25 protein-coding genes are annotated in these 25,379 nt (G+C 70.7%); 12 read left to right on the top strand and 13 right to left on the bottom strand.

Annotation, left to right across the window (positions count from 1 at the left end; all coding sequences use genetic code 11):
- Positions 1–10 precede the first annotated feature (10 nt).
- Positions 11–1,750 carry a serine/threonine-protein kinase gene (locus ACZ3H8_RS17790; RefSeq protein WP_467402724.1) on the top strand — a complete coding sequence of 580 codons (1,740 nt, stop codon included), beginning with the start codon at positions 11–13 and terminating at the stop codon, positions 1,748–1,750.
- Here ACZ3H8_RS17790 and ACZ3H8_RS17785 read toward each other — a convergent pair.
- A complete protein-coding gene (locus tag ACZ3H8_RS17785) occupies positions 1,736–2,722 on the bottom strand; it encodes a LacI family DNA-binding transcriptional regulator (RefSeq protein ID WP_467402723.1) in 987 nt (328 codons plus the stop codon). The two genes, ACZ3H8_RS17790 and ACZ3H8_RS17785, sit on opposite strands and share 15 nt — an antisense overlap.
- Before the next feature lie 212 nt (positions 2,723–2,934).
- Between ACZ3H8_RS17785 and ACZ3H8_RS17780 the strand changes: the two genes are divergently transcribed.
- On the top strand, positions 2,935–3,900 hold the full coding sequence (locus ACZ3H8_RS17780) for an ROK family protein (RefSeq protein WP_467402721.1): 966 nt from the start codon (positions 2,935–2,937) through the stop codon (positions 3,898–3,900).
- Here the strand turns inward: ACZ3H8_RS17780 and ACZ3H8_RS17775 are convergent.
- On the bottom strand, positions 3,884–5,935 hold the full coding sequence (locus tag ACZ3H8_RS17775; RefSeq protein WP_467402718.1) for an NPCBM/NEW2 domain-containing protein: 2,052 nt from the start codon (positions 5,933–5,935) through the stop codon (positions 3,884–3,886). The genes ACZ3H8_RS17780 and ACZ3H8_RS17775 overlap by 17 nt on opposite strands.
- A 267-nt stretch (positions 5,936–6,202) precedes the next feature.
- Between ACZ3H8_RS17775 and ACZ3H8_RS17770 the strand changes: the two genes are divergently transcribed.
- From ACZ3H8_RS17770 to ACZ3H8_RS17760, 3 genes are read left to right on the top strand one after another with little or no spacing between them, the layout of a single operon-like run.
- Positions 6,203–7,498, top strand: a complete 1,296-nt coding sequence (locus tag ACZ3H8_RS17770) for an ABC transporter substrate-binding protein (RefSeq protein WP_467402716.1) — start codon at positions 6,203–6,205, stop codon at positions 7,496–7,498.
- A 45-nt stretch (positions 7,499–7,543) separates the two neighbouring features.
- Complete coding sequence (locus ACZ3H8_RS17765) at positions 7,544–8,575, top strand: carbohydrate ABC transporter permease (RefSeq protein ID WP_467403237.1); 1,032 nt, start codon at positions 7,544–7,546, stop codon at positions 8,573–8,575.
- Complete coding sequence (locus ACZ3H8_RS17760) at positions 8,572–9,492, top strand: carbohydrate ABC transporter permease (RefSeq protein WP_398985883.1); 921 nt, start codon at positions 8,572–8,574, stop codon at positions 9,490–9,492. The genes ACZ3H8_RS17765 and ACZ3H8_RS17760 overlap by 4 nt, the downstream gene beginning before the upstream one ends.
- 46 nt (positions 9,493–9,538) lie before the next feature.
- Here the strand turns inward: ACZ3H8_RS17760 and ACZ3H8_RS17755 are convergent, their stop codons facing one another.
- Positions 9,539–9,715 carry a hypothetical protein gene (locus tag ACZ3H8_RS17755; RefSeq protein ID WP_467402713.1) on the bottom strand — a complete coding sequence of 59 codons (177 nt, stop codon included), beginning with the start codon at positions 9,713–9,715 and terminating at the stop codon, positions 9,539–9,541.
- A 243-nt stretch (positions 9,716–9,958) separates the two neighbouring features.
- On the opposite strand from ACZ3H8_RS17755, the gene ACZ3H8_RS17750 reads away from it, so the two are divergent.
- The gene (locus tag ACZ3H8_RS17750; protein WP_467402711.1) at positions 9,959–10,993 is read left to right on the top strand and encodes an NUDIX hydrolase; all 1,035 of its coding nucleotides are present in this window, start codon (positions 9,959–9,961) and stop codon (positions 10,991–10,993) included.
- On the opposite strand, the gene ACZ3H8_RS17745 is transcribed toward ACZ3H8_RS17750, so the two are convergent.
- Together ACZ3H8_RS17745 and ACZ3H8_RS17740 are read right to left on the bottom strand one after the other, a co-directional pair.
- On the bottom strand, positions 10,967–11,662 hold the full coding sequence (locus ACZ3H8_RS17745; protein ID WP_467402709.1) for an MBL fold metallo-hydrolase: 696 nt from the start codon (positions 11,660–11,662) through the stop codon (positions 10,967–10,969). The two genes, ACZ3H8_RS17750 and ACZ3H8_RS17745, sit on opposite strands and share 27 nt — an antisense overlap.
- A gap of 105 nt (positions 11,663–11,767) precedes the next feature.
- A complete protein-coding gene (locus ACZ3H8_RS17740; protein WP_467402706.1) occupies positions 11,768–13,132 on the bottom strand; it encodes a M20/M25/M40 family metallo-hydrolase in 1,365 nt (454 codons plus the stop codon).
- 142 nt (positions 13,133–13,274) lie between these two features.
- Here ACZ3H8_RS17740 and ACZ3H8_RS17735 point away from each other — a divergent pair, with 142 nt between their 5' ends.
- Positions 13,275–14,492 (top strand): geranylgeranyl reductase family protein, encoded by a 1,218-nt coding sequence (locus ACZ3H8_RS17735; RefSeq protein ID WP_467402704.1) that lies wholly within the window; start codon positions 13,275–13,277, stop codon positions 14,490–14,492.
- 30 nt (positions 14,493–14,522) lie between these two features.
- Here the strand turns inward: ACZ3H8_RS17735 and ACZ3H8_RS17730 are convergent, their stop codons facing one another.
- Positions 14,523–14,972, bottom strand: a complete 450-nt coding sequence (locus ACZ3H8_RS17730) for a nitroreductase family deazaflavin-dependent oxidoreductase (RefSeq protein ID WP_467402701.1) — start codon at positions 14,970–14,972, stop codon at positions 14,523–14,525.
- A 223-nt stretch (positions 14,973–15,195) separates the two neighbouring features.
- On the opposite strand from ACZ3H8_RS17730, the gene ACZ3H8_RS17725 reads away from it, so the two are divergent.
- Together ACZ3H8_RS17725 and ACZ3H8_RS17720 are read left to right on the top strand one after the other, a co-directional pair.
- The gene (locus tag ACZ3H8_RS17725) at positions 15,196–16,425 is read left to right on the top strand and encodes a sensor histidine kinase (protein ID WP_467402700.1); all 1,230 of its coding nucleotides are present in this window, start codon (positions 15,196–15,198) and stop codon (positions 16,423–16,425) included.
- Positions 16,422–17,087: a response regulator transcription factor gene (locus ACZ3H8_RS17720; RefSeq protein WP_307664959.1), complete on the top strand. Its 666-nt coding sequence runs from the start codon at positions 16,422–16,424 to the stop codon at positions 17,085–17,087. The genes ACZ3H8_RS17725 and ACZ3H8_RS17720 overlap by 4 nt, the downstream gene beginning before the upstream one ends.
- Here the strand turns inward: ACZ3H8_RS17720 and ACZ3H8_RS17715 are convergent.
- Together ACZ3H8_RS17715 and ACZ3H8_RS17710 are read right to left on the bottom strand one after the other, a co-directional pair.
- Positions 16,972–17,289 carry a DUF6332 family protein gene (locus ACZ3H8_RS17715; protein ID WP_467403234.1) on the bottom strand — a complete coding sequence of 106 codons (318 nt, stop codon included), beginning with the start codon at positions 17,287–17,289 and terminating at the stop codon, positions 16,972–16,974. The genes ACZ3H8_RS17720 and ACZ3H8_RS17715 overlap by 116 nt on opposite strands.
- A 112-nt stretch (positions 17,290–17,401) precedes the next feature.
- Positions 17,402–18,889, bottom strand: a complete 1,488-nt coding sequence (locus tag ACZ3H8_RS17710) for an MFS transporter (protein ID WP_467402697.1) — start codon at positions 18,887–18,889, stop codon at positions 17,402–17,404.
- A gap of 87 nt (positions 18,890–18,976) precedes the next feature.
- Here ACZ3H8_RS17710 and ACZ3H8_RS17705 point away from each other — a divergent pair, with 87 nt between their 5' ends.
- A complete protein-coding gene (locus ACZ3H8_RS17705; RefSeq protein ID WP_467402695.1) occupies positions 18,977–19,378 on the top strand; it encodes a MarR family winged helix-turn-helix transcriptional regulator in 402 nt (133 codons plus the stop codon).
- A 34-nt stretch (positions 19,379–19,412) separates the two neighbouring features.
- On the opposite strand, the gene ACZ3H8_RS17700 is transcribed toward ACZ3H8_RS17705, so the two are convergent.
- The 3 genes from ACZ3H8_RS17700 to ACZ3H8_RS17690 all read right to left on the bottom strand — a co-directional run bounded on the left by ACZ3H8_RS17700 (position 19,413) and on the right by ACZ3H8_RS17690 (position 21,820).
- Positions 19,413–20,156, bottom strand: a complete 744-nt coding sequence (locus ACZ3H8_RS17700) for a maleylpyruvate isomerase family mycothiol-dependent enzyme (RefSeq protein WP_467402693.1) — start codon at positions 20,154–20,156, stop codon at positions 19,413–19,415.
- Positions 20,157–20,178: 22 nt separating this feature from the next.
- On the bottom strand, positions 20,179–20,526 hold the full coding sequence (locus ACZ3H8_RS17695) for an SCO4225 family membrane protein (protein ID WP_467402690.1): 348 nt from the start codon (positions 20,524–20,526) through the stop codon (positions 20,179–20,181).
- A gap of 73 nt (positions 20,527–20,599) precedes the next feature.
- A complete protein-coding gene (locus tag ACZ3H8_RS17690; protein ID WP_467402688.1) occupies positions 20,600–21,820 on the bottom strand; it encodes an MFS transporter in 1,221 nt (406 codons plus the stop codon).
- Between the two features lie 76 nt (positions 21,821–21,896).
- On the opposite strand from ACZ3H8_RS17690, the gene ACZ3H8_RS17685 reads away from it, so the two are divergent.
- Both ACZ3H8_RS17685 and ACZ3H8_RS17680 read left to right on the top strand, forming a co-directional pair.
- Positions 21,897–23,111: an ROK family protein gene (locus tag ACZ3H8_RS17685; protein WP_467402686.1), complete on the top strand. Its 1,215-nt coding sequence runs from the start codon at positions 21,897–21,899 to the stop codon at positions 23,109–23,111.
- A 68-nt stretch (positions 23,112–23,179) separates the two neighbouring features.
- Positions 23,180–24,031: a YhjD/YihY/BrkB family envelope integrity protein gene (locus tag ACZ3H8_RS17680; protein ID WP_467402683.1), complete on the top strand. Its 852-nt coding sequence runs from the start codon at positions 23,180–23,182 to the stop codon at positions 24,029–24,031.
- Between the two features lie 44 nt (positions 24,032–24,075).
- Here ACZ3H8_RS17680 and ACZ3H8_RS17675 read toward each other — a convergent pair whose 3' ends face one another.
- Both ACZ3H8_RS17675 and ACZ3H8_RS17670 read right to left on the bottom strand, forming a co-directional pair.
- The gene (locus tag ACZ3H8_RS17675; RefSeq protein ID WP_467402682.1) at positions 24,076–24,657 is read right to left on the bottom strand and encodes a DUF4865 family protein; all 582 of its coding nucleotides are present in this window, start codon (positions 24,655–24,657) and stop codon (positions 24,076–24,078) included.
- A complete protein-coding gene (locus ACZ3H8_RS17670) occupies positions 24,657–25,223 on the bottom strand; it encodes a TetR/AcrR family transcriptional regulator (RefSeq protein WP_467402679.1) in 567 nt (188 codons plus the stop codon). Before ACZ3H8_RS17670 ends, ACZ3H8_RS17675 begins: the two co-directional genes overlap by 1 nt.
- Positions 25,224–25,379: the final 156 nt, after the last annotated feature.

Genomic DNA, 25,379 nt, shown 5'->3' with positions numbered 1-25,379 from the left:
CGGGGCAGCGGTGTCTTCGGGGGAGAACGAGCGGCTCGCCGGCCGTTACCGGGTGATCGAACAGCTGGGCCGCGGCGGCATGGGCGTCGTCTGGCGCGCCGTCGACGAGGTACTCGGCCGCGAAGTCGCCGTCAAGGAACTACGCACCTACAGCGACTCGTCGGGCCCCGAACTGGCCGACCTCAGAGTGCGGATGCAGCGCGAGGCCCGCGCGGCGGCCCGCGTACGCCACCCCGCGGTCATCGCCGTCCACGACGTCACCGAACACGAGGGTCGTCCGGTCATCGTGATGGAGCTCATCGACGGCCCCTCGCTGGACGATGTGCTCAGCGAGCGCGGCGTCATGGACGCGCGCGAGGTGGCCGCCATCGGAGCCAAGGTGATGGAGGCGCTGGGCGCCGCCCACCGCGCCGGGGTGCTGCATCGCGACGTGAAGCCCGGCAATGTGCTGCTGGACCGCGGGGGCCGGGTGGTGCTCACGGACTTCGGCATCGCGGCGATGGACGACCCGGGCGACGGCGCGACCACCCATCTGACGCGCAGCGGCGAACTGGTCGGCTCGCTCGACTACTTGGCGCCCGAGCGCGCCCAGGGCCAGGACCCCGGTCCCGCGTCCGACATCTGGGCGCTCGGCGCCACGCTGTACGCAGCAGTGGAGGGCGCGGCCCCGTTCCGCCGCACCTCCACCTGGTCGACGCTGAACGCGATCGTCGTGGAGCCGCTGCCCGAGCCGCTGCGGGCCGGCGCGCTCGGACCCGTACTGCGGGAGCTGATGCACAAGGACCCGGCGCGGCGCCCCGACGCGGACACCGCGGCGCGGCTGCTCTCTGCCGTGGCGGCGGGCCAGGACACCGGCACCTCGACCGTGTCGCTGGGGACAGCGCCGCCGGCCGCACCGGATCCGGCGACCCGGGTGCCGACCGTGCTCAACGCGGCGCCGCACCGGCCCGACGGCTTCGGCCCCGCGGCGCCGCAGGCCCCGGCCCCGCATGCTCCTCCCGCGCCGATACCCGCACCCGCACCGGCCGCGCCCCCCGCGTCCGGCGGTCGCGGTCGCGGTCGGGCGAGGGTCCTGGTGACGGCCGGAGTCGTGGCCGTCCTGCTGGCCGGGGGAGGCGTGACGTACGCCCTCGTCGACCGTGACGGATCGGGCGGCCAGGTCGCGGGCGGCCGGGCCGAGAGTCCGGCGGCGAGTTCGAGCGCACCCGGGGGCCCGCTCGCGAGCGCCTCCGGCGGCAAGCAGAGCCCGAGCACCAAGCCCACCGAGCAGGGCGCCACCAAGTCGCCCAGCCAGTCCGCCAAGCCGCCCGCGCCCGGCAAGGCAACCGGAGGATCGGACTCCGGCGGCTCTACCGGCGGCTCGACCAGCGGCGGGTCCTCGGGCACGACCGGCGGCTCGACCACCACGGGCGGCGGCACCTCCACCAACGGCGGCTCGACAACCGGAGGTTCGGACCCGGCCCCGGCGCCCGTCTGCCACTCGATCGGCGGCGGCAAGTACAACTGCCAGGTCTGGAAGCAGGCGAAGTCGTACACCGCGTCCGGCACGGAGAAGGGGGTGCTCAATGCGGGCACCAACTACTTCTACTGCCAGCAGAATCTGGGCCGCCGCGAGACCTCCGGCCAGTGGACGAACGTCTGGTGGGCCAAGACCGACGACGACAGCGGCAACACCAATGTCTTCGTCAGCGACGTCTACATCGAGGGCGGCGACAACGACCAGCCGGTGCCGGGCCTACCCGTCTGCTGACGGCGGGATCTCGCCCGAGCCGCGCGGGATGAGTACCGTCTCCAGCGCCACCTGCGAAGGCGCGTCGTCCACGCCGTCGAGGCGGCGGAACAGCCGTTCCGCGGCGGTACGCCCCAGGGCTGCCGCGTCCTGGGCTATGACCGTGATGCCCAGCAGGTCGGCGAGTTCGATGTCGTCGAAGCCGACCAGGGCGACCGGCCGGTGGTGCTCGGCCAGGACCCGTACCGCTGTGACCGTCACCCGGTTGTTGCCCGCGAAGACCGCGGTGACCGGGTCGGGCCCCGCCAGCATCGCGGTGACGGCGGCCCGCACCCGCTCCGGCGCGGTGGAGCCCAGCGAGACCCAGGACTCGTCCACATCGAGCCCGGCGTCCTCCATGGCGGTGCGGTAGCCGCGCAGCCGCTCGACGGCCGTGTGGATACGCGGCTGGTCGCCGATGAAGCCGATACGGCGGTGGCCGTGGGCGATCAGATGGGCCACGCCGGCGCGGGCGCCGCCGAAGCTGTCGGAGAGCACCACGTCCGCGTCGATCTGCCCGGCCGGGCGGTCCACGAACACCGTCGCGATGCCCGCCTTGATCTCGGGCTCCAGATAGCGGTGGTCGTGGCCGGCCGGGATCACGATCAGACCGTCGACCCGGCGGGCGCACAGGGCCAGCACCAGCTCCTGCTCGCGGTCCGGGTCCTCGGCGCTGGAGCCGTTGATGAGCAGCGCGCCATGGGCCCGGGCGACCTCCTCGACCGCGCGGCTCAGCGGACCGTAGAAGGGGTCTGCGAGGTCCTCCAGGACGAGGCCGACGGAGGCGGTACGGCCCTTGCGCAGCACGCGCGCGCTGTCGTTGCGGCGGAAGCCGAGGGACTCGATGGCCTCCTGCACCCGGCGCTCGGTGTCGGGTGTGACACCCGGCTCCCCATTGACCACCCGCGAGACCGTTTTGAGGCCGACGCCCGCGCGGGCGGCGACGTCTTTCATGGTCGGCCGATTGCCGTAGCGGGGCTCGGGCCCTCGGGGGCGCCCCGGCGAAGGCAGGGGATGGTCGGTCTCTGCCACAGCGCGCTGTCCTGTCGTCGTCCGGGTGTGTAAGGGTGTGGCGTCGAGCATAGGCCCTGGACAACGTTGTCAGGGGAATGGAGACTGTTACTGAATCCGCAGGTCCGACCAGCTCCCCGGGGGATCCGACACCGATGCATACCGACCTCGTCGCCGCGCTCGACATCGGCGGCACCAAGATCGCCGGCGCGTTGGTGGACGGCAGCGGGAGGATCCTCGTGCGGGCCCAGCGCCCGACACCTGCCCAGGAGGACGGCGAGACGGTGATGCGCGCCGTCGAGGGAGTCCTCGCCGAGCTGGCCGTTTCCCCGCTCTGGGCGCGCGCGTCGGCCGTGGGCATCGGCAGCGCCGGTCCGGTGGATGCGTCCGCCGGCACGGTCAGCCCGGTCAATGTCCCGGGCTGGCGTGACTTTCCGCTGGTCGCGCGGGTGCGAAGGGCCGTCGGCGGTCTGCCCGTCGAGCTGGTGGGCGACGGTGTCGCGATGACGGCGGCGGAGCACTGGCAGGGTGCGGCCCGCGGCTACGACAACGCGCTGTGCATGGTGGTCTCCACGGGCGTCGGCGGCGGACTCGTCCTCGGCGGGAAGCTTCACCCCGGGCCCACCGGCAACGCCGGACACATCGGCCACATCAGCGTCGACCTCGACGGCGATCTGTGCCCCTGCGGCGCGCGCGGCTGCGTCGAGCGCATCGCCAGCGGCCCGAACATCGCGCGCCGGGCGCTGGAGGGCGGCTGGCAGCCGGGCCCCGACGGCGACACCTCGGCGGCCGCGGTGGCCGCCGCGGCCCGGGCCCAAGACCCGGTCGCCGTCGCCTCCTTCGAGCGCGCGGCTCAGGCACTCGCCGCCGGGATCGCCGCCACCGCGACCCTCGTGGAGATCGAAATCGCGGTGATCGGCGGGGGCGTGGCGAACGCGGGCGAGGTGCTCTTCGCCCCGCTGCGCCGTTCGCTGCGCGACTACGCCACGCTCTCCTTCGTACAGCGGCTGACCGTGGCTCCGGCCCTGACGGGCACGGACGCGGGTCTGGTGGGTGCGGCAGCTGCCGCCTCGCTCGGCCGTCACGGCGAGGCGGCAGCGGTGGTCAGCAGCCGATCCTGAGATCGGCCCAGTCGGCGTGGTCGGAATCGATACCGTCCCCGCCGTCGGTGACCACCAGACGTACGACCTTCGCGCCACTGACGTCCGCCGAAATCGGCTGTGCGGGCATGGCGTTGGTCAGGATGCCCGTCGACGCGGCCTTCGTTCCGTCCGCCCAGATCTCGAAGGCGACCGTGCCGCGCGTCCCCTTCTCGTCGTCCACGCCGACCTGCGCGCTCACCGTGGTGCACCGGCCACCGGCGTAGTACTCCACCGCGCTCGCGGCATGCACGCCCAGACCCTTGGCGAAGACCTGGCCGCCGATGGTGATCGGCCTTCCGTCGCCCGCCTTGCTCTCGCCGTTACTGGTGTCCTTCTCCACCGGACCCCAGCCGTTCGCCGCGCTCAGCGCGCCGAGATCGCTGAGATACGACTGACCGGCGGGCGGCGCCACGACCACATGCACACTCCCGGGCACGGCGGCGGTCAGCCGCTGTCCGGTCGGGGAGCGGTACTTCGCCGTCAGGGTCAGTGCGTACGAACCGGGCGCGGCGCCCGGCGGCACAGCGATCTCCCAGCCCGTCGTCAGCTTCCTTCCGCTGGTGAGCACCGCGGTGGCGGCCTTGGACGTCGCCTTGACGCGCCAGCCCTCGGGCCCGGTCAGTGCGACGGAGACGGCAAGCGCGGGCGTACGGCCCAGATCGGTGACGGCCGAGGTGAGCTTCCCGGTCTGGCCCGCCTCGGCCATCAGGCCTTCGTCGGCGCTCACTTCGACGGCCGGCGGCAGCAGCGCCCACTTGCGGTCCGTCGAGACGCGCACCAGTACCGTGCCGTGCGCGGGCACGGTCGCGGAAATCGTCCCCGCGGTGTTGGCGTCGGTGTGCTGCCACAGATCGCGCAGCCGGTAGCCGGGGGCGTCCGGCAGTCCGACTGCCTTCGCCGTGGTGGCGATCCGCTGCGGGCTGCCGCTCTCGTTGAAGAGCGCGACCGCACGGCTGCCGTCCTGCATCTCCTTGGCCACCACCCAGCGGCCGCCCTCGGAGCTGATCACCGTGCCCTGCTTGCCGAGCGGGTCCTGGTCGACGGCGACGACCTCGCGGTTGCCGAGGATCTCAAACGCGGAGGCGGGCGCCTTGCGCAGATCGGAGCCGATCAGCAGCGGCGCGGCCATGATCGACCACATGGAGAAGTGGGAGCGGTACTCCGTGTCGGTCATGCCGCCATTGCCGACCTCCAGCATGTCGGGGTCGTTCCAGTGGCCAGGGCCCGCATACTGTGCGAGCGGCAGATTCTTCTTCATGATCGACAACATGGAGCCCCAGTTGTCGCTGATGTCTCCGGTGGTGCGCCAGAGCTGTCCGACGTCCGCGGCCCACTCCCAGGGCTTGTTCTGGCCCCACTCGCAGATGCTGTAGACGATGGGGCGACCTGTTGTCTCAGAGGCGGCCTTCAGGGCCTCGCGCATCGTGGTGTAGCGGAGTTTGGCGTCCACGCCCTGGTTGTTGCAGTTGTCGTACTTGAGGTAGTCGACGCCCCAGTCGGCGAACTGCTGCGCGTCGCTGTACTCATGGCCGAGCCCGCCGGGGAAACCGGCGGTGTTGCAGGTCTTGGTCCCGGCGCTGGTGTAGATGCCGAACTTCAGTCCCCTGGCGTGGACGTAGTCGGCGACGGCCTTGATGCCGTTCGGGAAGCGCGCCGGGTCGGGGGCGAGCTTGCCGTTCGCGTCGCGCTGCGGCAGCGCCCAGCAGTCGTCCAGATTGACGTACTCGTACCCGGCCTCCTTGAGCCCTTTCTCGACGAAGATGTCGGCGATTCCCTTGACCATCGACTCGTTGAACTCCGCCCGGCAGTGGGTGGTGTTCCAGTTGTTGAACCCCATCGGAGGGGTCAGGGCGAGCCCTTCGTCGAGCTGCGCGCCGGCCGGTGCGGGTTCGGCCGGCGCGGCCGGGGCGCCCGAGGCGATCGCCGGAGTGCCCAGTCCTGCCGCGCTCAGCAGTGCGGCGGCCAGCGCTCCGACGACTCTATGGCGGGTAGTGCGGGTGGGAAGGTGACGCATCGTAACGTTCCTCCGTACTCGCGCATATTGGGATGACGGCATGTGTCTGTCAGTGGCGAGCGTTTACGGTAGGCCGTGTTGGAGTCTGTTGGAAGAGATGCGGTAACGGTTGTTCGATGTCTCGCCAAAACCCTTGACGACACCACTTCTTGGGAGTGGGATCCAATCCTCGCGTTGGGTTGTGTTGAGTTGCACCCCGGAGGAGGGGACATGGCGCAGTCATCGTTCAACGGTTCTGCCGCGCCCGGGAGGGTGGCAGGACATCGGATGTCCCGGCGGAATCTGCTGCGGGGTGCGGCGGCGGGTGCAGGTGCGATCGCGCTGCCCTCGCTGCTCGCTGCCTGCGGCAGTGGCCCCGGCGGGGACGGCAAGACCATCACCATGGGGTCCAACTCGTCCGACCCGGTGCCGAAGAAGGCGTTCGCCGACGCCTTCGCCGCATACGCGAAGCAGTCCAAGGACGGCCGGAAGGTCAAGGTCAACACCGTTGACCACAACACCTTCCAGGAGAACATCAACCGCTATCTGCAGGGCAAGCCGGACGATGTCTTCATGTGGTTCGCAGGCTACCGCATGCAGTTCTTCGCCAAGAAGGGGCTGCTGCACGACATCAGCGACAACTGGCAGAGCTACCAGGGCTTCTCGCCGGCCCTCAAGGCCCAGTCGACGGGCGAGGACGGCAAGCAGTACCTCACGCCCTACTACTACTACCCGTGGGCCGTCTTCCACCGCAAAAGCGTCTTCCAGCAGTACGGCTACCAGGCGCCCAAGACGCTCGACGAGTACATAGCGCTCGCCAAGCAGATGCAGAAGGACAAGCTCGTCCCCATCGCGTTCTGCGACAAGGACGGCTGGCCCGCGATGGGCACCTTCGACTACATCAACATGCGCACCAACGGATACGAGTTCCACAAGAGCCTCATGGCGGGCAAGGAGGCGTGGACCGACAAGCGCGTCAAGGACGTCTTCGACACCTGGCGCAGCATCCTCCCGTACTGCCAGCCCGGCGCCAACGGCCGTACCTGGCAGGAGGCCGCCACCAGCCTGCAGAAGAAGCAGACGGGCATGGCGGTCTTCGGACTCCCGCACCCCGGCGCGCAGTTCCCCAAGGCCGAACAGGCCGACATCGACTTCTTCCCGTTCCCGGTGATCAACCCGGAGCACGGCCAGGACGCCGTCGAGGCGCCCATCGACGGCTTCCTGCTCGCGAAGAAGTCCAAGAACCTCAAGAACGCGAAGAACATGGAGAGCGCCCAGGACCTGCTGAAGTGGCTGGCCACCGGCAAGGCGGAGGACATCTACCTCGCCAGTGACCCCAACAACATCGCCGTGAGCGACGAGGCCGACCTCTCGAAGTACACCCCGCTGCAGAAGAAGGCCGTCGAACTCGTCTCCGGCGCCAAGCAGATCTCGCAGTTCCTCGACCGCGACACCAGGCCCGACTTCTCGTCGACCGTGATGATCCCGGCCATTCAGACCTTCATCAACAAGCCGAAGGACGTGGACGGGTTGGTCAACAGCATCGAGAGGCAGAAGAAGACCATCTTCGCCTCCGAAGACTGACCGACGCCGGCCGAGACCGACTTGGAGTCACCACCCGTGCCGCTGATGCAATCTCCCGGGGGACAACCCCTGGACCCTCCCCCTCGGCCCTCCGGGCCCGGGGGGACCCCCAGGCCGGAACCGCAGGCCGCCCGGGGCGCCCCGAAGGGCACCGGGGGGCGAACGAAGGTGAGCGTCTCGCGGCGCACCGCACGAGGAGGGCCGCGGCGGTTCACCCGCCGCGACCTCGCCGTCCTCGGCGTGCTGCTGGGCATACCGATCCTGCTCGACGTGGCCATCGTGTGGGGGCCGACTCTCGCTTCCGTCGTGCTCTCCTTCACCAGTTGGGACGGCATCGGGGACATCTCCTGGGTCGGCACGCAGAACTACGAGACCCTCTTCACCAACTATCCGCAGTTCTGGCCGGCCGCCCGCCACAACCTGCTCTGGCTGGCCTTCCTCGGACTGATCGCCACCCCGTTCGGACTGCTGCTCGCCGTCCTCATCGACAAGGGCGTACGGTTCAGCCGCTTCTATCAGTCGACGCTGTACATGCCGGTCGTGCTCTCGCTCGCCGTCGTCGGCTTCATCGCCCAACTGGTCTTCTCCCGCGACCAGGGCGCGCTCAACGCGATCCTCGCCGACACCGAGTCGCCCACCGACTGGCTCGGCGACCCCGACCTCAATCTCTGGATGATCCTGCTGGCCGCCGCCTGGCGGCACACCGGCTATGTGATGATCCTCTACCTGGCCGGGCTGAAAGCGGTCGATCCCTCGCTGAAGGAAGCCGCCGCCATCGACGGGGCGAGCGAGACGCAGACCTTCTTCCGCGTCGTCTTCCCGACCCTGCGGCCCGTCAATGTCATCGTCGGCGTCATCACCGTCATCGAAGCGCTGCGCGCCTTCGACATCGTCTACGCCGTCAACAAGGGCAGAAACGGCCTGGAGCTGCTCTCGGTCCTCGTCACCGACAACATCATCGGCGAGGCCAGCCGGATCGGATTCGGCTCGGCCATCGCCGTCGTGCTGCTGCTCGTCTCCATGGGATTCGTCGTGACGTATCTGTTCCAGGAGATCCGTGGGGAGAAGAACCGATGACGCTCGACACCGCCCCGCCGCCCGCCGCGACCCCGGCAGTTCCCGCGGCACCCCGCAAGCGCCTGGTCCGCCCCGGCCGGCTCGGCCTGCACGCCTTCCTGCTGACCGTCTCGCTGGCGTTCCTCGCGCCGCTGCTTCTCGCGGTCTACGCCTCACTCAGGCCGTACGACGAGACCTCCGAGCACGGGTACTTCTCACTGCCGAAGAAGCTCTCCTTCGACTACTACCAGCAGGCCTTCAGCGACTCGGGGATGATGAAGTACTTCGTCAACACCCTCATCATCGCTGTGCCCGGAGTGCTGCTGGCGCTCTTCTTCGCCTCGTTCGTGGCCTTCGCCGTGTCGCGACTGAGGATGCGCGGCTCCATGGTGCTGCTGATGCTCTTCACCGCGGGCAATCTGCTGCCCCAGCAGGTGATCGTCACTCCGCTGTACGTGCTGTTCAACCGCATTCCGCTGCCGTACTGGATGTCCGACTCGATGACGATGTTCGACTCGTTCTGGGCCGTGATCTCCGTCCAGGTCGGTTTCCAGATCGGGTTCTGCGTCTTCGTCCTCGCCAACTTCATGCGCACCCTTCCGCAGGAGATCCTGGAAGCGGCGATCGTGGACGGCGCGAGTGTGTGGACGCAGTACTGGCGCATCACGCTCCCGCTGTGCCGCCCGGCCCTCGCGGCGCTCGGCACGCTCCAGTTCACCTGGATGTACAACGACTTCCTGTGGGCGCTCGTCTTCATCTCCGACGGCGACAAGCTCCCCATCACCTCGGCGCTGAACAACCTCCGCGGCCAGTTCTTCACCGACTACAACCTGCTCGCCGCGGGTTCGGTGATCGTGGCGCTGCCGACGCTGCTGGTCTTCCTGCTGCTGCAGCGGCACTTCATCGCCGGGCTCACCCTCGGCTCCACCAAGGGCTGACAGGCGCGGCCCCCGTCCCGTCCGGGACGGGGGCCCTGCCGCGCCACTAAGTGATCGCGTCCGCGGTCTGCCTGGGCAGGACCACCAGGAACGCATCCGCTTCGAGGTCCATCACGACCTCCGCCGCCAGACCCTCGTCCCGGCGGGCCCGGGCGAATTCCTCGGCCGGCCAGCTTCCACGCGGGCCCCCGGCGGGAAACCTCTCCAACACCGTACGGCGCATCCCGCACCCCCTTGTCTCTCCAGCTCCAACGGCGCTTCGCATCCCGGTGTCACGGGTCGGGCGAAGTCATCGGTTCGTATGGTGAGACGCACCAGGGTTCCGGACGGCTGTGGTGAACCGGCAACAGCAAGGGCACAGTTGTGTCCGCGATTGCGTCCGCGATCAACCAGTCGGCTCCCGACACGGGTTTCCGTGGCAGGGTGTTGCGGGCAATCCACTGTGGGCTACGAAAGAGGGGGAACCGTGATCGTCTGGATCAACGGTGCGTTCGGAGCGGGCAAGACCAGTACCGCGCGCGAACTGATCGATCTGATCCCGAACAGCACGCTGTACGACCCCGAACTCATCGGCGGCCACTTGCGCCACCTGCTGCCGCCGAAGCGCCTCGCCGAGGTGAGCGACTACCAGGATCTGCCGATCTGGCGGCGGCTCGTGGTGGACACCGCGGCGGCGCTGCTGGCCGAGCTCGGCGGTGTGCTGGTGGTGCCGATGACCCTGCTGCGTCAGGAGTACCGCGACGAGATCTTCGGCGGGCTCGCCTCCCGCCGGATTCCCGTACGGCATGTGCTGCTTCGACCGGAGGAAACGATCCTGCGCGCGCGGATCGCCGCCCGCGAGGAGCCGGACATCCCGGACGCCGACCAGCGCGTCAGGCAGTGGGCGTACGACCACATCGAGCCCTACCTAGCCGCCCTGGACTGGATCGGCGCCGACGCGCACGTCGTCGACACCAGCCGGCTGGACCCGCACGAGACGGCGGAGCACATAGCCGAGGCGGTACGGAACGGGGACGCCGCGGTCTGCGAGATCGTGCAGACGTCCGAGCCGACCGCCGAAACCCTCGCCGCCGGAGTGCTGCTCTTCGACGAGGAGGACCGGGTGCTCCTCGTCGACCCGACCTACAAACCGGGCTGGGAGTTCCCGGGCGGAGTCGTCGAGCGGGGCGAGGCGCCCGCGCGGGCAGGAATGCGCGAGGTGACCGAAGAGCTCGGCATCGAACTCGCCGAGGTGCCAAGGCTGTTGGTGGTCGACTGGGAGGCGCCGCGGCCGCCCGGGTTCGGCGGGCTGCGGCTGCTCTTCGACGGCGGCCGGCTGCACAGCGTCGAGGCCGGACGGGTGCTGCTGCCCGGATCGGAGCTGCGCGGCTGGCGCTTCGTATGCGAGCAGGAGGCGGCGCAGCTGCTGCCGCCGACGCGCTACGAGCGGCTCCGCTGGGCGCTGCGGGCGCGCGAGCGCGGGACCGTGCTCAACCTAGAGGCCGGCGTCCCCGTCGGCTGAGGCGCGCAGCACCGCCGCGGCATCCTCGGTGAGGGGATCGCCGTGCCCGAAGCAAACGGTGGACGGCGCGAGCGAGGCAAGGCGGCGCATCGACGCCTCGGCCCGCGTGCGGTCCACATTGAAGACACCCAGCATCACCTGACCCACGGCCGCGACGCAGTCGCCCGTGAACAGCACGCCGTGGCGGGGGAGATGGATGCCGATGGAGCCGTCGGTGTGGCCGGGGGCATGGACCGCCACGGCCCCGTCGCCGAAGCCGAGCTCGTCGCCGTCCTCGAGCTCGTGGTCGACGCGGGTGGGCGGGGCCGGCGGCACCGTGAGCCCGTGCTCGTACAGCGGAACCTCCCAGTCGAGCAGGACGGGCTCGGGGACGGGCCGCTCGCCGCGGACGACGGGGGCGTCGAGGCGGTGGGCCAGTACCTCGGCGCCGTACCGGTCCGCCAGCTCCTCGGCCGCGCCCACATGGTCCCGGTGGCAGTGGGTGAGCACGATGCGGCGGATGGAGCCGGGGCTTTGGCCCGCGCTCCGTATCGCCTTCTCGATGTCCGGTGCGGCGTGCACGTTCCCCGCGTCGATCAGGGTCAGCTCGTCGCCGTCGCGCCACAGGTAGGCCTGGCCGATCGGGAAGCGGAACATGTGCAGTTGAGGCAGTACCTCGATGAAGTCCATGCGGCGAACGTACGCAGCGTCGTACGCCCGCCGCACGGATCTACGCTTGCGGCGATCTACGCTGAGCGCTTAAGCCGGCTCGCCCAAGCCCGCTCGCCCGCTCGCTCAAGCCTTCTTGGACTCGGCGTAGTTGACCAGGAAGAGCGCTTCCGCGACGGAGAGCCGCTCCAGCTCCTCGGGCGAGACGGACTCGTTCACCGCGTGGATCTGCGCCTCCGGCTCGCTCAGGCCGATCAGCAGGATCTCCGTATCGGGGTAGAGCGCGGCGAGCGTATTGCAGAGCGGAATCGAGCCGCCCATGCCGGACGCCTGCATCTCTTCTCCCGGGTACGCGACGCGCATCGCCTCGGCCATCGAGGTGTAGGCGGGGCTGGTGACGTCCGCCTGGAACGCCTGGCCCTGACCCACCTGCTCCATCGACACCCGGGCGTTCCACGGCGTGTGCTTCTCGATGTGCGCGAACAGCAGCTCGGTCGCCTCGGCGGCGTCCTGGCCGGGCGGCACCCGCAGGCTGATCTGCGCCCGGGCGCTCGCCGCAATGGAGGGAGTCGCGCCGGCCACCGGGTGGCAGTCGATGCCGATCACGGTGACGGCGGGACGCGCCCAGATACGGTCGGCGACCGTGCCGTTGCCGGTCAGGCCTACACCGTCGAGAACCTTGGCGTCCTTGCGGAACTCGCCCTCGGGGTACTGCAGTCCCTCCCACTGCGCCTGCGCCGGCAGTCCGTCGATCACCGTCGAGCCGTCCTCGGCACGCAGCGAGTCCAGTACGCGGATGAGCGCGGCCAGCGCGTCGGGCGCGGCGCCACCGAACTGGCCCGAGTGCAGATTGCCCTCAAGGGTGTCGACCTGGACGCGGATCATCGTCATGCCGCGCAGCGTCGCCGTCACGGTGGGCAGACCCACCCGGAAGTTCCCGGTGTCGCCGATCACGATGGCATCGGCCGTCAGCAGCTCCGGGTGCGCCTCGGCGTACTGCTCCAGACCGCCGGTGCCCTGCTCCTCCGAGCCCTCCACGATCACCTTCACGGTGACCGGTATGCCGCCGTTCGTCTTGAGGGCGCGCAGCGCAAGCAGATGCATGATGAAGCCGCCCTTGCAGTCGGCGGCACCACGTCCGTACCAGCGGCCGTCCCGCTCGGTCAGCTCGAAGGGCGGGGTCACCCACGCGGACTCGTCCAGCTTCGGCTGCACGTCGTAGTGCGCGTACAGCAGCACCGTCGGCGCACCCTCAGGGCCGGGCAGCAGCCCGTACACCGACTGCGAACCGTCGGGGGTGTCGAGCAGTGTGACGTCCTGGAATCCCTCGGTGCGCAGCGCATCGGCCACCCAGTTCGCCGCGGCCTCGCACTCACTCCGCGGCGCCACGGCCTCGTCCGCCACCGATTGGAAGGCCACCAGCTCGGTCAGCTCCGCCTTGGCGCGGGGCATCAGTGAGGCGATGGTCTCGGCGATCGGATTCGCGGGCATGGGCACGCTCCTTGTGGGTGCGACGTTGTGCGATGTGTGTAAGGCGACGGTGTGGTTGATCCTCGCACGGGCAGGAAGAGACCGCGCCGTAGGATGCCGTCGAGACCATGGTCACGCATCGGATCGGGAGCAGAAGCAGATCGTGAGCAGCGAGAACGCAGACGCCGTGGGAGAGCACGGCGAGCCGGTGTGGGATGTCGTCGTGGTCGGCGCAGGGCCCGCCGGGGCCTCGGCGGCCTATGCGGCGGCAGTCGCGGGCCGTCAGGTGCTCCTGCTGGAGAAGGCTGAGCTGCCCCGCTACAAAACCTGCGGCGGAGGGATCATCGGCCCCTCGCGCGACAGCCTGCCGCCCGGCTTCGAGCTGCCGCTGCGGGACAGGGTGCACGCCGTCACCTTCTCGCTGAACGGCAGGCTGACGCGTACGCGCCGCTCCAAGCGGATGCTCTTCGGCCTCATCAATCGCCCCGAGTTCGACGCCGGCCTGGTCGAGCAGGCACAGAAGGCCGGCGCCGTGCTGCGTACGGGCGCGACGGTCTCCCGGGTCGAGCAGCACGGACCCGCCGTGCCGGACCGGCGCACGGTCGCCGTGGTGCTGGCGGACGGCGAGACGGTGCTCGCGCGCGCGGTCGTCGGCGCGGACGGCAGTGCCAGCCGGATAGGGGCGCACGTCGGGGTGAAGCTCGACCAGGTGGACCTCGGGCTGGAGGCGGAGATTCCGGTGCCGGCGACGGTGGCCGAGGACTGGGCCGGGCGGGTGCTCATCGACTGGGGACCGATGCCCGGGAGTTACGGCTGGGTGTTCCCCAAGGGGCAGACGCTCACCGTCGGGGTGATCTCGGCCCGCGGCGAGGGCGCGGCGACCAAGCGGTATCTGGAGGACTTCATCGCCCGGCTGGGGCTCGCCGGATTCGAGCCGGCGATCTCCTCGGGGCACCTGACCCGGTGCCGCAGCGACGACTCGCCGCTGTCGCGCGGGCGGGTGCTGGTCTGCGGTGACGCGGCCGGGCTCCTTGAGCCGTGGACCCGGGAGGGCATCTCCTTCGCGCTGCGGTCGGGGCGGCTCGCGGGGGAGTGGGCGGTACGGATCTCGGAGGCCCACGATGCCGTGGACGCCCGCCGGCAGGCGCTGAACTACGCGTTCGCGATCAAGGCGGGACTGGGTGTGGAGATGGGGGTCGGGCGGCGGATGCTCGCCCTCTTCGAGCGCCGCCCGGGGCTGCTGCACGCGGCGATCACCGGCTTCAGACCCGCGTGGAAGGCGTTCGCGGACATCACGCGCGGGTCGACGACGCTGGCCGGGATTGTGCGTACGCATGCGGTGGCGCGGCGGGCGCTGGAAGCGATGGATCGGCGCGCCTAGCGCGCGGGGCGCGGCACTGGGCTGCCCGGCTCACTTGGTCACGGTGATCCGGAAGACGGGGTGCTTGTGCGCCGCGGCGAGCAGCTCCTCGTCCGTGGACTTGGCGTTGATCTCCCCGAAGAACCGGCCGACCTCCCAGCCCCAGCGCTCGAGGTAGGTGCGCAGCAGGACGGGCTTCTCCTCGTCGGGCACCTCCACCGCGGTGAACTGCCGGGTCTTGCGGCCGACTTGGAGCTTCCCGCCGCCCGCGGCGCGCAGATTGCGCACCCACTGGGAGTGGCCGCGCGCCGAGATCAGGTACGGGCCGCCCTCGTAGGGGAGCGGGTTGACCGGGATGCGCCGCCACTCGCCGCTGGTCCGGCCGCGTACGGAGAGCTCAGCGGTGCCCATCAGGCTGATACCGCGGCGGGCGAGCCAGCCGATGGCGCCGTTGAGGATGTTGTCGAACCGGCCGGGCTTGATGTAGTGCGCCTGCGACATGGCGATCTCCCTGCGTCAGCTGGTGCGCGCGAGCAGTGCTCTCCTTGAGAGCAGTCTGCACCGGATCGACGTCGGCTTCGCCTTGATCTCCACTGTTCTCGACGCCCACCGCACCCCCCGTTCGTGCGGGCCGCGACCCCGACGCCGTACTGCGCAGGGAGTACGCGTGATCGCCACGCCTGGCTGACGCCCGCCCGGCCGGGCCCGGTCTAGCGTGGCCGTTATGGAAGAGCAGCGCACCGGCATGTGCGGTGGTCCCCCGTGGGCACGGGGCGGACCACCGGGCTTGCGTCATTGGGAGGCACGGCGGAACGCCGCCAGACTGCCCTGGCCGTCGACCCTCGCAGTGGCCGTGTTCGTCATGGTGGGGTCGGGGTTCGCGGCGCACGGCCAGCCGGACCGCGAGCCGCTCGACGCCTTCGCGCGGGTGCTGCTGCTGGCGGGCCCCGCCCTGCTGCTGCTGCGCAACCGATGGCCGGTCGTCTCCGTCTTCGGCGTCTCGGCGGTGGCGCTCATCTACTTCGGTGCGGGCTATCCCTACGGACCGGTCCTCTTCATCCTCGCCGTGGCCGCTTTCGCGGCCGTCGTCTCCGGGCACCGGCGCGCTGCCTGGTGGGCGATTGGCGGTTTCTGGGTGGGGCATGTGCTGATCGGGCACTGGCTCTACCAATATCTGCCCCCTGAGAAGGACAACGCCACGCCCTGGGGGCAGGACCTGTTCATCGCCGCCTGGGCGGTGGCGATCCTCGCGGCCTCCGAGCTCGTACGCGTACGTCGTGAGGTCTGGGCCCGTGAGCGCGAGGAGCGCGCCGCCGCCGAGAAGCGCCGCGCCGACGAGGAGCGGCTGCGGATCGCGCGTGAACTGCACGACGTCCTCGCGCACTCCATCTCGGTCATCAACGTCCAGGCGGGCGTCGGCCTCGCGCTCCTCGACACGAACCCCGAGCAGGCCCGGACCGCGCTCACCACCATCAAGGCGGCGAGCAAGGAGGCGCTGGGCGAGGTGCGCCAGGTGCTCGACACGCTGCGTACGCCCGGAGACGCCCCGCGCGCGCCCGCGCCCGGTCTCGACCGGCTGCCCGAGCTCGTCGAACAGGCCGCGAGCGCCGGACTGGGCGTCGAGGTCGTAACGGAGGGCGAGCGTGTGGCGCTGCCGCCCGGCACCGATCTCGCCGCCTTCCGGATCGTCCAGGAGGCCCTGACCAACGTCGTACGGCATTCGGGATCGCGCACCGCGCGGGTGCGGATCACCTACGCGCCCGGCCGGCTCGGTCTGCGGATCGACGACGAAGGCCCGGCCACCGGATCGGACGCGGGCGGCAGCGGCAACGGCCTTGTCGGAATGCGGGAGCGGGCCGCCGCGCTCGGTGGCACGATCGAGGCCGGGCCACGGCCGGACGGCGGTTTCCGGGTGTGGGCCGACCTCCCGGTGCAGCCTAAGGAGACGATGTGATCCGGGTATTGCTCGCCGACGATCAGCTGCTGGTCAGGGCAGGGTTCAGGGCGCTGCTCGATGCCCAGCAGGACATCGAGGTGGCGGGCGAGGCCGCCGACGGCGAGGAGGCGGTGCGGCTGGTGGGCGAACTGCGCCCCGATGTCGTGCTGATGGACATCCGGATGCCCCGGCTGGACGGCCTCGCCGCCACCCGCCGGATCACCGGCGACGAGCGGCTGGACGGCGTGAAGGTGGTCATGCTCACCACCTTCGAGCTCGATGAGTACGTCTTCGAGGCGATCCGCTCCGGCGCGTCGGGCTTCCTGGTGAAGGACACCGAACCGGAGGAACTGCTGCGTGCGGTAAGGGCGGTGGTGGAGGGGGACGCGCTGCTGTCCCCGGGCGTGACGCGCCGGCTGATCGCGGAGTTCGCGGCCCGCTCCAAGCCGCCCGCGGACGCCGAGCGCCTTGGCGAGCTCACCGAACGGGAGCGCGAGGTGATGGCCCTGGTCGGCATCGGTCTGTCCAACGAGGAGATCGCCCGTCGCCTGGTCGTCAGCCCGCTCACCGCCAAGACCCATGTGAGCCGCACCATGGTGAAGCTCGGCGCCCGCGACCGGGCCCAACTGGTGGTGCTGGCCTACGAGTCGGGGCTGGTGCGACCGGGCTGGCTCGGCTGACCGTGCGCCCGGGAAAGCGCCACAGCACGGTCACGACGCGTACGACGAAGGCGATCGCCGCCGCTGCCCCGCCCGCGACGAGCAGCCCGCGCTCGGCGGCGTACGGCATGGTGAACATCAGTTTCGGTCCCGCGATCGCACCGAAGGTCAGTGCCGCGACCAGGGTTGCGCTGATGAGCGCGTAGCCGATCTCGACTGTCATCGCGTCCCGGTCCGCCTGTGTACGTCGCCCCATGACCGAAGTGTCACAGGGGCGGCGGCCGACGGGCAAGGAGTCCCGCCGGCCGCCGCCCCCCTCCGGAGCGTGGCGTCGGTCAGTCGCCGACCGTCACCCGCTCGGGCTCGGAATCCGGTACGGACTTCGCGACCAGGACGGTCTTTTGGCGACCGGGTCCCCGCCGGGTGCGCAGCCCCGTCAGCGTGATGAGCAGTCCGGCCGCCGCGACCGCCGTCACCACCACCAGGCCGGGCCGGAAGCTGTCCAGCACCTCCTGCGGGGAGCCGCCCTCGCTGCCGCCCGCGGTGATCACCGCGGTGACCACGGCCAGGAAGATGGCCCCGCCGACCTGGATCGAGGTGTTCAGCAGGCCGGAGACCATGCCCTGTTCGTGGTCCTCCACTCCGTTGGTGGCCTGGATGTTGAGCGAGGGGAAGACCAGCGCGCAGGCCGCGCCGAGCAGCAGCATCGACGGCAGGATCACAGCGGCGTAGCTCGGCGTGAGGTCGATCTGGAGGAAGAGCGCGTACGCGACCACCAGCAGCGTGAAGCCGACGGCGATCACACGTGGCGTGCCGAACCGGTCCACGACCGAGCCGATCTTCGTCGAGGAGAGCGCCACCAGCGCGCCTGCCGGAAGGAAGGCCAGCGCCGTCTGCAGCGCCGACCAGCCGAGCAGGGACTGCATGTACTGCGTGACGAGGAACTGGAAACCGACGTACGAGCCGAAGAAGAAGGCCGCGCCGAGATTGGCCCGGATCTGGCTTCCCGCGCGCAGCACACCCAGCCGGATCAGCGGGTGCGAGCTGCGCCGTTCGATGGTGACGAAGGCGGTGAGCAGCACGGCGACGGCCAGGAAGGACAGCAGGGTGCGGGCCGAGGCCCAGCCCGCTTCGGGGGCCTGTACGACGGTGAAGACGAGCAGCAGCATCGAGGCCGTGCCGGTGACGGCGCCCGGCACGTCGTACCCCTTGCCGGAGTCTTCACGGCTGCTCTGCGGGATCAGCTTGATGCCGGCCACGAGCGCGATCAGGGCGATGGGCGCGGGCAGCAGCATCGTCAGCCGCCAGCTCACCTCGGTGAGCAGCCCGGACAGCACCAGGCCCATGGAGAAGCCGGTGGCGGCGCAGGTGGTGTAGATGGCGAGCGCGCGGTTGCGCTGCGGTCCTTCTTTGAAGGTCGTGGTGATGATCGAGAGCCCGGCGGGCGCGGTGAACGCGGCGCTCAGCCCCTTGATGAAGCGGCTGGCGATCAGCAGCGGTCCGGAGTCGACGAGTCCCCCGAGCAGCGAGGCAAGCGCGAAGACGGCGAGCGCGATCAGGAACACCCGGCGCCGGCCGAGGAGGTCGGCGGCGCGGCCGCCGAGCAGCAGGAGGCCGCCGTATCCGAGGATGTAGCCGCTGACGATCCACTGCAGGGTCGAGGTGGACAGGTCGAGATCGGTGGCGATCGAGGGCAGGGCGACGCCGACCATCGAGACGTCGAGGGCGTCGAGGAACATCGCGGCGCAGAGCACGAGCAGGGTGCCCCACAGCCGCGGGCTCCAGCGCTCCTGCACTACGGGGTCGGTGAGCGGAGAGGTCATGGAGAGGACAGTACATGCGCATGCATTGAATGCAAGTGCATTTAATTCCGATGCAACAAAATGGGCCTTTTCTGCTAACGTGCGGTCATGGCGGCGAAGAAGTCCGAGCGAGCGCTCGCGGATGAGTGGCGGGAGGTCCTCGCGCTGCATGCCCGTACGATCTGCGAGCTCGACCGCGAGCTGCATCAGCACGGGCTCGGCGCCAGTGACTTCGAGGTCCTCGATGTGCTCGCCGAAGAGCAGGCGGAGGACGGCGCATGTTCCTTTCGCGTGCAGGAGCTGGCGTCCCGGGTCCATCTCAGCCAGAGCGCCCTGTCGCGGCTGATCGCGCGGCTGGAGAAGGACGGCCTTGTCATGCGCGGGATGTGCCCCAAGGACCGGCGTGGTGTGCAGGTCTCGCTGACCGAAGCTGGCCGGGCACGCCATGCCGAGGTGCAGCCGCTGCAGCGCGCGGTGCTGTCCCGGATGCTGCCGGGCCCGTCCGAGTAAGCCCGGGCCCGTACGCGTAAGTCCGTGTGACCGTCTATGACCAGGTGACGGCGGACTGCTCGCGCCACAGCTTCGCGAGCTCCGCGTCGCCCGTGACGGACACAGCGGTCTGCGGCAGCCGGTTCCAGAGCGTCAGATAGAGCTGCTCGGCCCTGCCGCTCAACTCGCAGTCCGCGGGACCCTCTTCGCTGGGCTCCGTGCGGGGCGCGTCCGTCGATACCCATACGGTCCACACGTCATCGGTGTCGATCGGCCGCACGCGCAGTGAGCGCGGCGCCTCGGAGCGCACCCGGCTCCGGGAGCGGGCGTGGAAGCCGGTCAGCAGCTCGGCGATGCCGTCGGCCGCGAACTCCGCGGTGATCGGACTGGGCTGGCCGCCCAGGGCCGACTCGACGTCGGCGCGGTGGATCGTGGTCTCGTGCGCCTGCCGCCGGGCCCAGAATGCGAGTGGCGACGGCGCGGGCAGGAAGGTCCAGCACTCCACGTCCGCGGGCGCCTCGCTCAGCGCCGCCACCAGCAGACCGTGACCGTCCCTGAACCACTCGACCAGCTCGTCACCGTCGAGCTCCGACAGCTCATCGGCGGGGTGGAAGCCGACGTATCCCTCGGTGATGAAGGCCGTCGCCCAGCGGTGGACCATGCCCGTGTGCCTGAGCGCGTCCCGCACCTGCCAGCCGGGGCACGTCGGCACTCTCGCGCCCGGGCCCGCTTGGACGGCGGCCGCGGCCAGCAACTGGCCCTCCCGGACGAGGGATTTGATCAGCTCGGCGGTCTCCATGCGGGAAATTGTGCCACTGGGCTCAAGCCCCCTGGGGGTGCGCGGAGCGCGGGCGTCCGCGCAGCAGCTGTACGAAGAAACCGAGGGCGACGGACTGGATGAGCACCGACAGCACCAGGGCGGTGTACATGAACCACGCGGCCGAGGAGACCGCCTCGCCGAACATCGAGCCGACGACGAAGAAGCCGAACACGGTCGGAGCGGTCAGCAGGAACAGCCATATGCCGGCGAACGAGGCGTCCTCGTGATGGACGAAGACGGTGTCGATCGTGACGTAGACCGTCGCCACGGCGACCAGCGCCAGATACGCCTGAGAGGCGCGATTGCCGAAGGCGAGTCGCGTCAGCGTGCCGAGCCGTTCAGACTTCATGGCCTTCTCCCCACCTGGACGTCATTGCTCCCATGGTGGGTCCGGGGCGGCGGTTCTGCCTGAGTACGCCTACTCAGTTGTCCCGCGGCGCCGACGCATTGCGGGCCGTGTACCCCATCAGTGCCGCGCCACCCGCGAGGGCGGCCACCGTCGTCAGCGCCACGGGCAGCGAGAACCAGTCGGCGAGGAAGCCGATCGCGGGCGGCCCGAGCAGCATCCCGCCGTAGCCGAGCGTGGACGCGGCCGCGACCCCGCCGGGGCCGGCCAGCGCGCCCGCCCTGGCCACCGCCACCGGGAAGATGTTCGCGAGGCCCAGGCCGGTGACGGCGAAGCCCAGCAGCGCGAGCCACACGCTGGGCGCGAGCGCGCCGAGCAGCATGCCGGCCGCGGCCGTCGTGCCGCCCGCGACAAGGGTGCGGGTCTGGCCGAGCCGCTCCAGCATGGCCGTGCCGGAGAGCCGGCCGGCCGTCATGGCCAGCGCGAAGAGGGAGTATCCGGCGGCGGCGATGCCGGGGTGTGCGTGCAGATCCTCTTCAAGGTGCAGCGCGCCCCAGTCGGCCATCGCACCTTCTCCGTACGCCGTGCAGAGCGCGATCACGCCGAAGAGGACGACGAGTTGGCGCGTACGTCCCTTCAGCCGGCGCGGCACCGGCTCTTTCGCCGTGGGCCCGGCTGGCGGTGCCGGGTGGCGCAGCAGAACGGGTCCCGCGACGGCGGTGACCAGCAGGCCGACGGCGGTGAGGGTGAGCAGATGCACGGTGGGGGAGAGGCCGCCCGCGACCAGACCGCCGAGGCCCGCGCCGATCATGCCGCCGAGGCTGAACGCCGCGTGGAAGCTCGGCATCACCGGCCGCCGCATGGTCGCGACCAGGTCGACCGCCGCGCTGTTCATCGCGACATTGATTCCGCCGTACGCCGCACCGAAGACCAGCAGCACAAGGCCGAGGGTGAGCGCCGAGTGCGTCAACGGCGGGAGCGCGATGCTCAAAGACAGCAGTACGGCGCTGACGACGGTCACCGGATGGCTGCCGAACCGGCGGCAGAGCCGGCCGGTCAGCGTCATCGTCACCACCGCGCCCGCCGAGACCCCGAGCAGCGCCAGCCCCAGATCGCTCGCCGACGAGCCGGTCTGCTGCTTGATGGCGGGGATGCGGACCACCCAGCCGGCGAAGAGAAAGCCGTCGAGGGCGAAGAACACGGTCAGCGCGGTACGGAGGCGGAACAGGGAGGGTGGGGCGGGGTTTCCGCCGGGTCCCCCCGGAACGGCCGTCCGTAGTTTGTTTAGGTGCGGCACAAACTCAGCATAGGGGCCCGGGACCGATCCGTACAAGGCGGCTGCTCAGCCCCCGGATCATGGGAGACTCGCCTCCATGAACGGCAAGGCGACGACCACCAAAGCAAGGCCGGAGAGGGGCCGCAGCGCGCTCGGCCCCGCGCTGGAACTGGTTCATACGGGCCGTGCGCCCACCCGCGCCGTGCTCACCGCCGAACTCGGCGTCACCCGCGCCACCGCCGGGGCGGTGGCCGCGGAACTCGAAGCGCTCGGCCTCATCCGGGTCGACTCCCGGCCCGGCGCCGCCGCCGGCTCCCAGGGCCGCCCCTCGCACCGGCTCTCCGTCGACGACACGGGTCCCGTCGTCCTCGCCGCCCAGGTGCACGCCGACGGATTCCGCGCCGCGCTGGTCGGACTAGGCGGCCGCACCGTCGCCACCGCCCCCGGCTGCGTCACCGTCTCAGCCGACCCCGCCCAGGTGCTCGGCGAGGTCGTCGACGCGGGCGCGGCCCTGCTGCACGAGAGCGGGCGACGGTGTGTGGGCGCGGGCCTCGCCGTGCCCTCCGCGGTCGCCGAGCCGGACGGCACCGCTCTCAACCCGCTGCACCTCGCCTGGCCCGCAGGCGCCCCCGTCCGGGACATCTTCGCCGAGCGGGTACGCGCGGCGGGCATCCAGGGCCCCGCCTTCACCGGCAACGATGTCAACCTCGCGGCGCTCGCCGAGCACCGGCACGGCGCGGGCCGCGGCGCCCAGCATCTGCTCTGCGTCGCCACAGGTCACCGCGGCGTCGGCGGCGCGCTCGTCCTCGACGGCCGTCTGCACACCGGTAGTTCGGGCCTCGCCCTCGAGGTCGGCCATCTCACCGTCAACCCCGAGGGCCGCCCCTGCCACTGCGGCAGCCGCGGCTGCCTCGACGTCGAGGCCGACCCGCTCGCCTTCCTCACCGCCGCGGGCCGCGACCCGGGCCCCGAGGTCTCGCTGCTGCAGCAGTCCCGGCAGCTGCTGCGTACGGAGTACGACGACCCGGCCGTACGGAACGCGGGCGAGGAGCTCATCGACCGCCTCGGACTCGGGCTCGCCGGGCTGGTCAACATCCTCAACCCCGACCGGATCATCCTCGGCGGGCTGCACCGCGAGCTCCTCGACGCCGACCCCGAGCGACTGCGTGCCGTGGTTGCCGACCGCAGTCTGTGGGGTCGCAGCGGCGGAGTGCCGATCCTGGCCTGCACGCTGGACCACAACAGTCTGGTGGGAGCGGCGGAGTTGGCGTGGCAGCCGGTCCTGGACGACCCGCTGGGCGCACTCGGCTGACGGGCGACGACACCCGTCCGGGGGCACGATGGACGCTTCGCGGCGCACTTTCGGGTAGGCGACGACCTATGACCCAGAAGCCTTCCGGCGCGGAGCACCATGCGCACCGGCTCCGGAACCTGCACAGCAGGATTCTCGCGTCACCCCTCGGGCTCGCCTGGAACCGCGGCCGCGAGGTGGAGCTGATGCACCGCGCGATGGGCTTCGCCGCACTCGGCTTTCTGACGCTTGTCCCGCTCCTGATCGTTGTCGCGGCGGCCGACCCGGCGAGCGGACAGGGCTTCGCCCGCTGGCTGGGCCAGGCGCTCGGGGTCTCGGAGGCATCCCAGGACGAGGTCGAGCGGCTGTTCGGCCTGCCGGGGCAGGCGCTGCAGCGTACGACCGCGTTCGGTCTCGCCGCGCTCACCGTGTTCGGTCTGACCTTCGGTTCGGCGGTACAGACCGGCTACGAGAAGGTCTGGGACCTGCCGACGGCCCGCTGGCACACCATGTGGCGGCATGTCGTCTGGCTGGCCCTGCTCGTCTTCTCCCTGGTGGTCTTCGCCAGCACGCCCGTGCCCACCGACGCTCTCTGGGAGACGATCCTGGGCGCCCTGGCAGATCTGATCGGCACCTGCATCTTCTTCTTGCTGTCCCAGCGTGTGCTGCTCGGCGGCCGGGTCCGCTGGCGGGCCCTGCTGCCGGGGTCGGCGGCGACGGCCGTGGGCCTGCTCGGCCTGCGGGTCTTCTCGCAACTCGTCTTCTCACCGCTGATCGCGTCGACCGCCGTCACCTACGGCCCGTTCGGGACCGTGCTGGTCATCCAGTCCTGGCTCGTCGGTGTCGGCGTGGTCGTCTACGGAGGAGCGCTCGTGGGACGCCTCATCCACGAAGGAAGCGTGCGGCGCCGACTGGGAGGCGAGCCGGAAGACGCTCCCTAGGCCCAGCAGAGGGCGATGGCGCGGGGCGGACCCCCGACCGGAGGTCACCACTGCCGCCCGCGGGGGAGCCCGTCCCGCTGCGGGGCCGAGAGGTGGAGCACCTCGTAGCGGTCGCCTGTCGCCTCGGGCGTTCCGTACTCCCAGAGCGTGAAGTGCAGCAGCTCCCAGTGGCGCGGATCGACGGCAAGTGCCGCGCACACCATGCCGTCCAGCCGCGCCAGGCGCCGCGTCTCCCGTACCGCCTCCTCGATCACGGCGGCGAGCGGAGCAGGCTGCGGAATCCGCTGCTTGCGCCGCACGGCGGTGCGCGGCGCGGCGGCGGCTGCAGGCCCCTCCTCGTACGCGAGCCCGGTCCAGTGCTGCACCTCGGGCCGCCCGAAGTCATCGACGATGCCCTGGAATCCGGGCCCCCAGAGGAAACGGTTCATGCCTTCGGGAGCGGCCCACAGATAGAACGGCGCGTACTGATTCACCGATGAGTCGTGGCCGCGCTCGCGCATCAGATACGCCTTGAGGCCGAGCCCGGAGAAGTCGTCGAGGAGATGCCCCTTCGTCGCGACCCGCTTGCGGATGATCCCCATGTCGTAATCGGCGGGCAAGGTGATTTCGTACTGCATGGCATGCATCAGGCGCTCCCGGTCGTACGCAGCAGGGTGAGCAGTCCCCGTACCGCCGCGTCGAACGCGGCCGTCGAGCCGGACGCGCGAGCCAGCACATAGCCGCCCTGCACGGTCGCGACGATCGTCGCCGCGATCTCGGCGGGCACCAGCGCGGTACTCAACTCTCCTCGCTCCCGGCCCTCCTGGACGATCGCGCCGAGCCGGCCGCGCAGCCAGTCCAGCGTCTCGTCGACCGGGGCGCGCAGCTCGTCGCTCGCGATGACGTCCGGGTCCATCGTCAGGCGTCCCACCGGGCAGCCGCGCAGCACATCGCGCTCCCGCAGCAGATACGCGCTGATCCGCTCGTACGCGGTCCCCTCGCCGCTCAGCGCCGCCTCCGCGGTGGCCCGCATCTCGTCCGCCGTACGCCGGATCGCGGCCAGCGCCAGATCGGGCTTGCCCGTGAAGTGGTGGTACATGCTGCCCTGGCCGGCCCCGGCCTGCTGCTGGATCGCCTTGGGGCTGGTGCCCACGTAGCCGCGCTCCCACAGCAGCTCGCGGGTGGCCTCGATCAGCCGCTCGGGTGTGCTCATGAGCCCACTGTACATACTAGTAGGTACAGAATCCAGAGCGACCGGGAGCAGCCACGAAAGCCCTGAATACTCCCCGGGTGGTACGCGCAGTGCCGCTGGCCGTACGACGACTTCGACCCCCTCCCGGCGGGAGCCTCAAAGGCGACAGGCAACCCA

The sequence above is a fragment of the Streptomyces sp. NPDC002868 genome (assembly GCF_055563295.1).
The sequence above is the reverse complement of the archived record's forward strand: the minus strand, read 5'-3'. Positions and strand labels throughout refer to the sequence as shown.

Bases quoted from the DNA above. Each gene is read 5' to 3' on its own strand.
- ACZ3H8_RS17770 (WP_467402716.1), top strand. From the start codon at position 6,203: ATGTCCCGGCGGAATCTGCTGCGGGGTGCGGCGGCGGGTGCAGGTGCG.
- ACZ3H8_RS17700 (WP_467402693.1), bottom strand. From the start codon at position 20,156: ATGGAGACCGCCGAGCTGATCAAATCCCTCGTCCGGGAGGGCCAGTTG.
- ACZ3H8_RS17775 (WP_467402718.1), bottom strand. From the start codon at position 5,935: ATGCGTCACCTTCCCACCCGCACTACCCGCCATAGAGTCGTCGGAGCG.
- ACZ3H8_RS17675 (WP_467402682.1), bottom strand. From the start codon at position 24,657: ATGCATGCCATGCAGTACGAAATCACCTTGCCCGCCGATTACGACATG.
- ACZ3H8_RS17725 (WP_467402700.1), top strand. From the start codon at position 15,196: ATGGAAGAGCAGCGCACCGGCATGTGCGGTGGTCCCCCGTGGGCACGG.
- ACZ3H8_RS17785 (WP_467402723.1), bottom strand. From the start codon at position 2,722: ATGAAAGACGTCGCCGCCCGCGCGGGCGTCGGCCTCAAAACGGTCTCG.
- ACZ3H8_RS17710 (WP_467402697.1), bottom strand. From the start codon at position 18,889: ATGACCTCTCCGCTCACCGACCCCGTAGTGCAGGAGCGCTGGAGCCCG.
- ACZ3H8_RS17715 (WP_467403234.1), bottom strand. From the start codon at position 17,289: ATGACAGTCGAGATCGGCTACGCGCTCATCAGCGCAACCCTGGTCGCG.
- ACZ3H8_RS17780 (WP_467402721.1), top strand. From the start codon at position 2,935: ATGCATACCGACCTCGTCGCCGCGCTCGACATCGGCGGCACCAAGATC.
- ACZ3H8_RS17695 (WP_467402690.1), bottom strand. From the start codon at position 20,526: ATGAAGTCTGAACGGCTCGGCACGCTGACGCGACTCGCCTTCGGCAAT.
- ACZ3H8_RS17760 (WP_398985883.1), top strand. From the start codon at position 8,572: ATGACGCTCGACACCGCCCCGCCGCCCGCCGCGACCCCGGCAGTTCCC.
- ACZ3H8_RS17685 (WP_467402686.1), top strand. From the start codon at position 21,897: ATGAACGGCAAGGCGACGACCACCAAAGCAAGGCCGGAGAGGGGCCGC.
- ACZ3H8_RS17680 (WP_467402683.1), top strand. From the start codon at position 23,180: ATGACCCAGAAGCCTTCCGGCGCGGAGCACCATGCGCACCGGCTCCGG.
- ACZ3H8_RS17745 (WP_467402709.1), bottom strand. From the start codon at position 11,662: ATGGACTTCATCGAGGTACTGCCTCAACTGCACATGTTCCGCTTCCCG.
- ACZ3H8_RS17755 (WP_467402713.1), bottom strand. From the start codon at position 9,715: ATGCGCCGTACGGTGTTGGAGAGGTTTCCCGCCGGGGGCCCGCGTGGA.
- ACZ3H8_RS17740 (WP_467402706.1), bottom strand. From the start codon at position 13,132: ATGCCCGCGAATCCGATCGCCGAGACCATCGCCTCACTGATGCCCCGC.
- ACZ3H8_RS17670 (WP_467402679.1), bottom strand. From the start codon at position 25,223: ATGAGCACACCCGAGCGGCTGATCGAGGCCACCCGCGAGCTGCTGTGG.
- ACZ3H8_RS17730 (WP_467402701.1), bottom strand. From the start codon at position 14,972: ATGTCGCAGGCGCACTACATCAAGCCCGGCCGGTTCGACAACATCCTC.
- ACZ3H8_RS17705 (WP_467402695.1), top strand. From the start codon at position 18,977: ATGGCGGCGAAGAAGTCCGAGCGAGCGCTCGCGGATGAGTGGCGGGAG.
- ACZ3H8_RS17765 (WP_467403237.1), top strand. From the start codon at position 7,544: ATGCAATCTCCCGGGGGACAACCCCTGGACCCTCCCCCTCGGCCCTCC.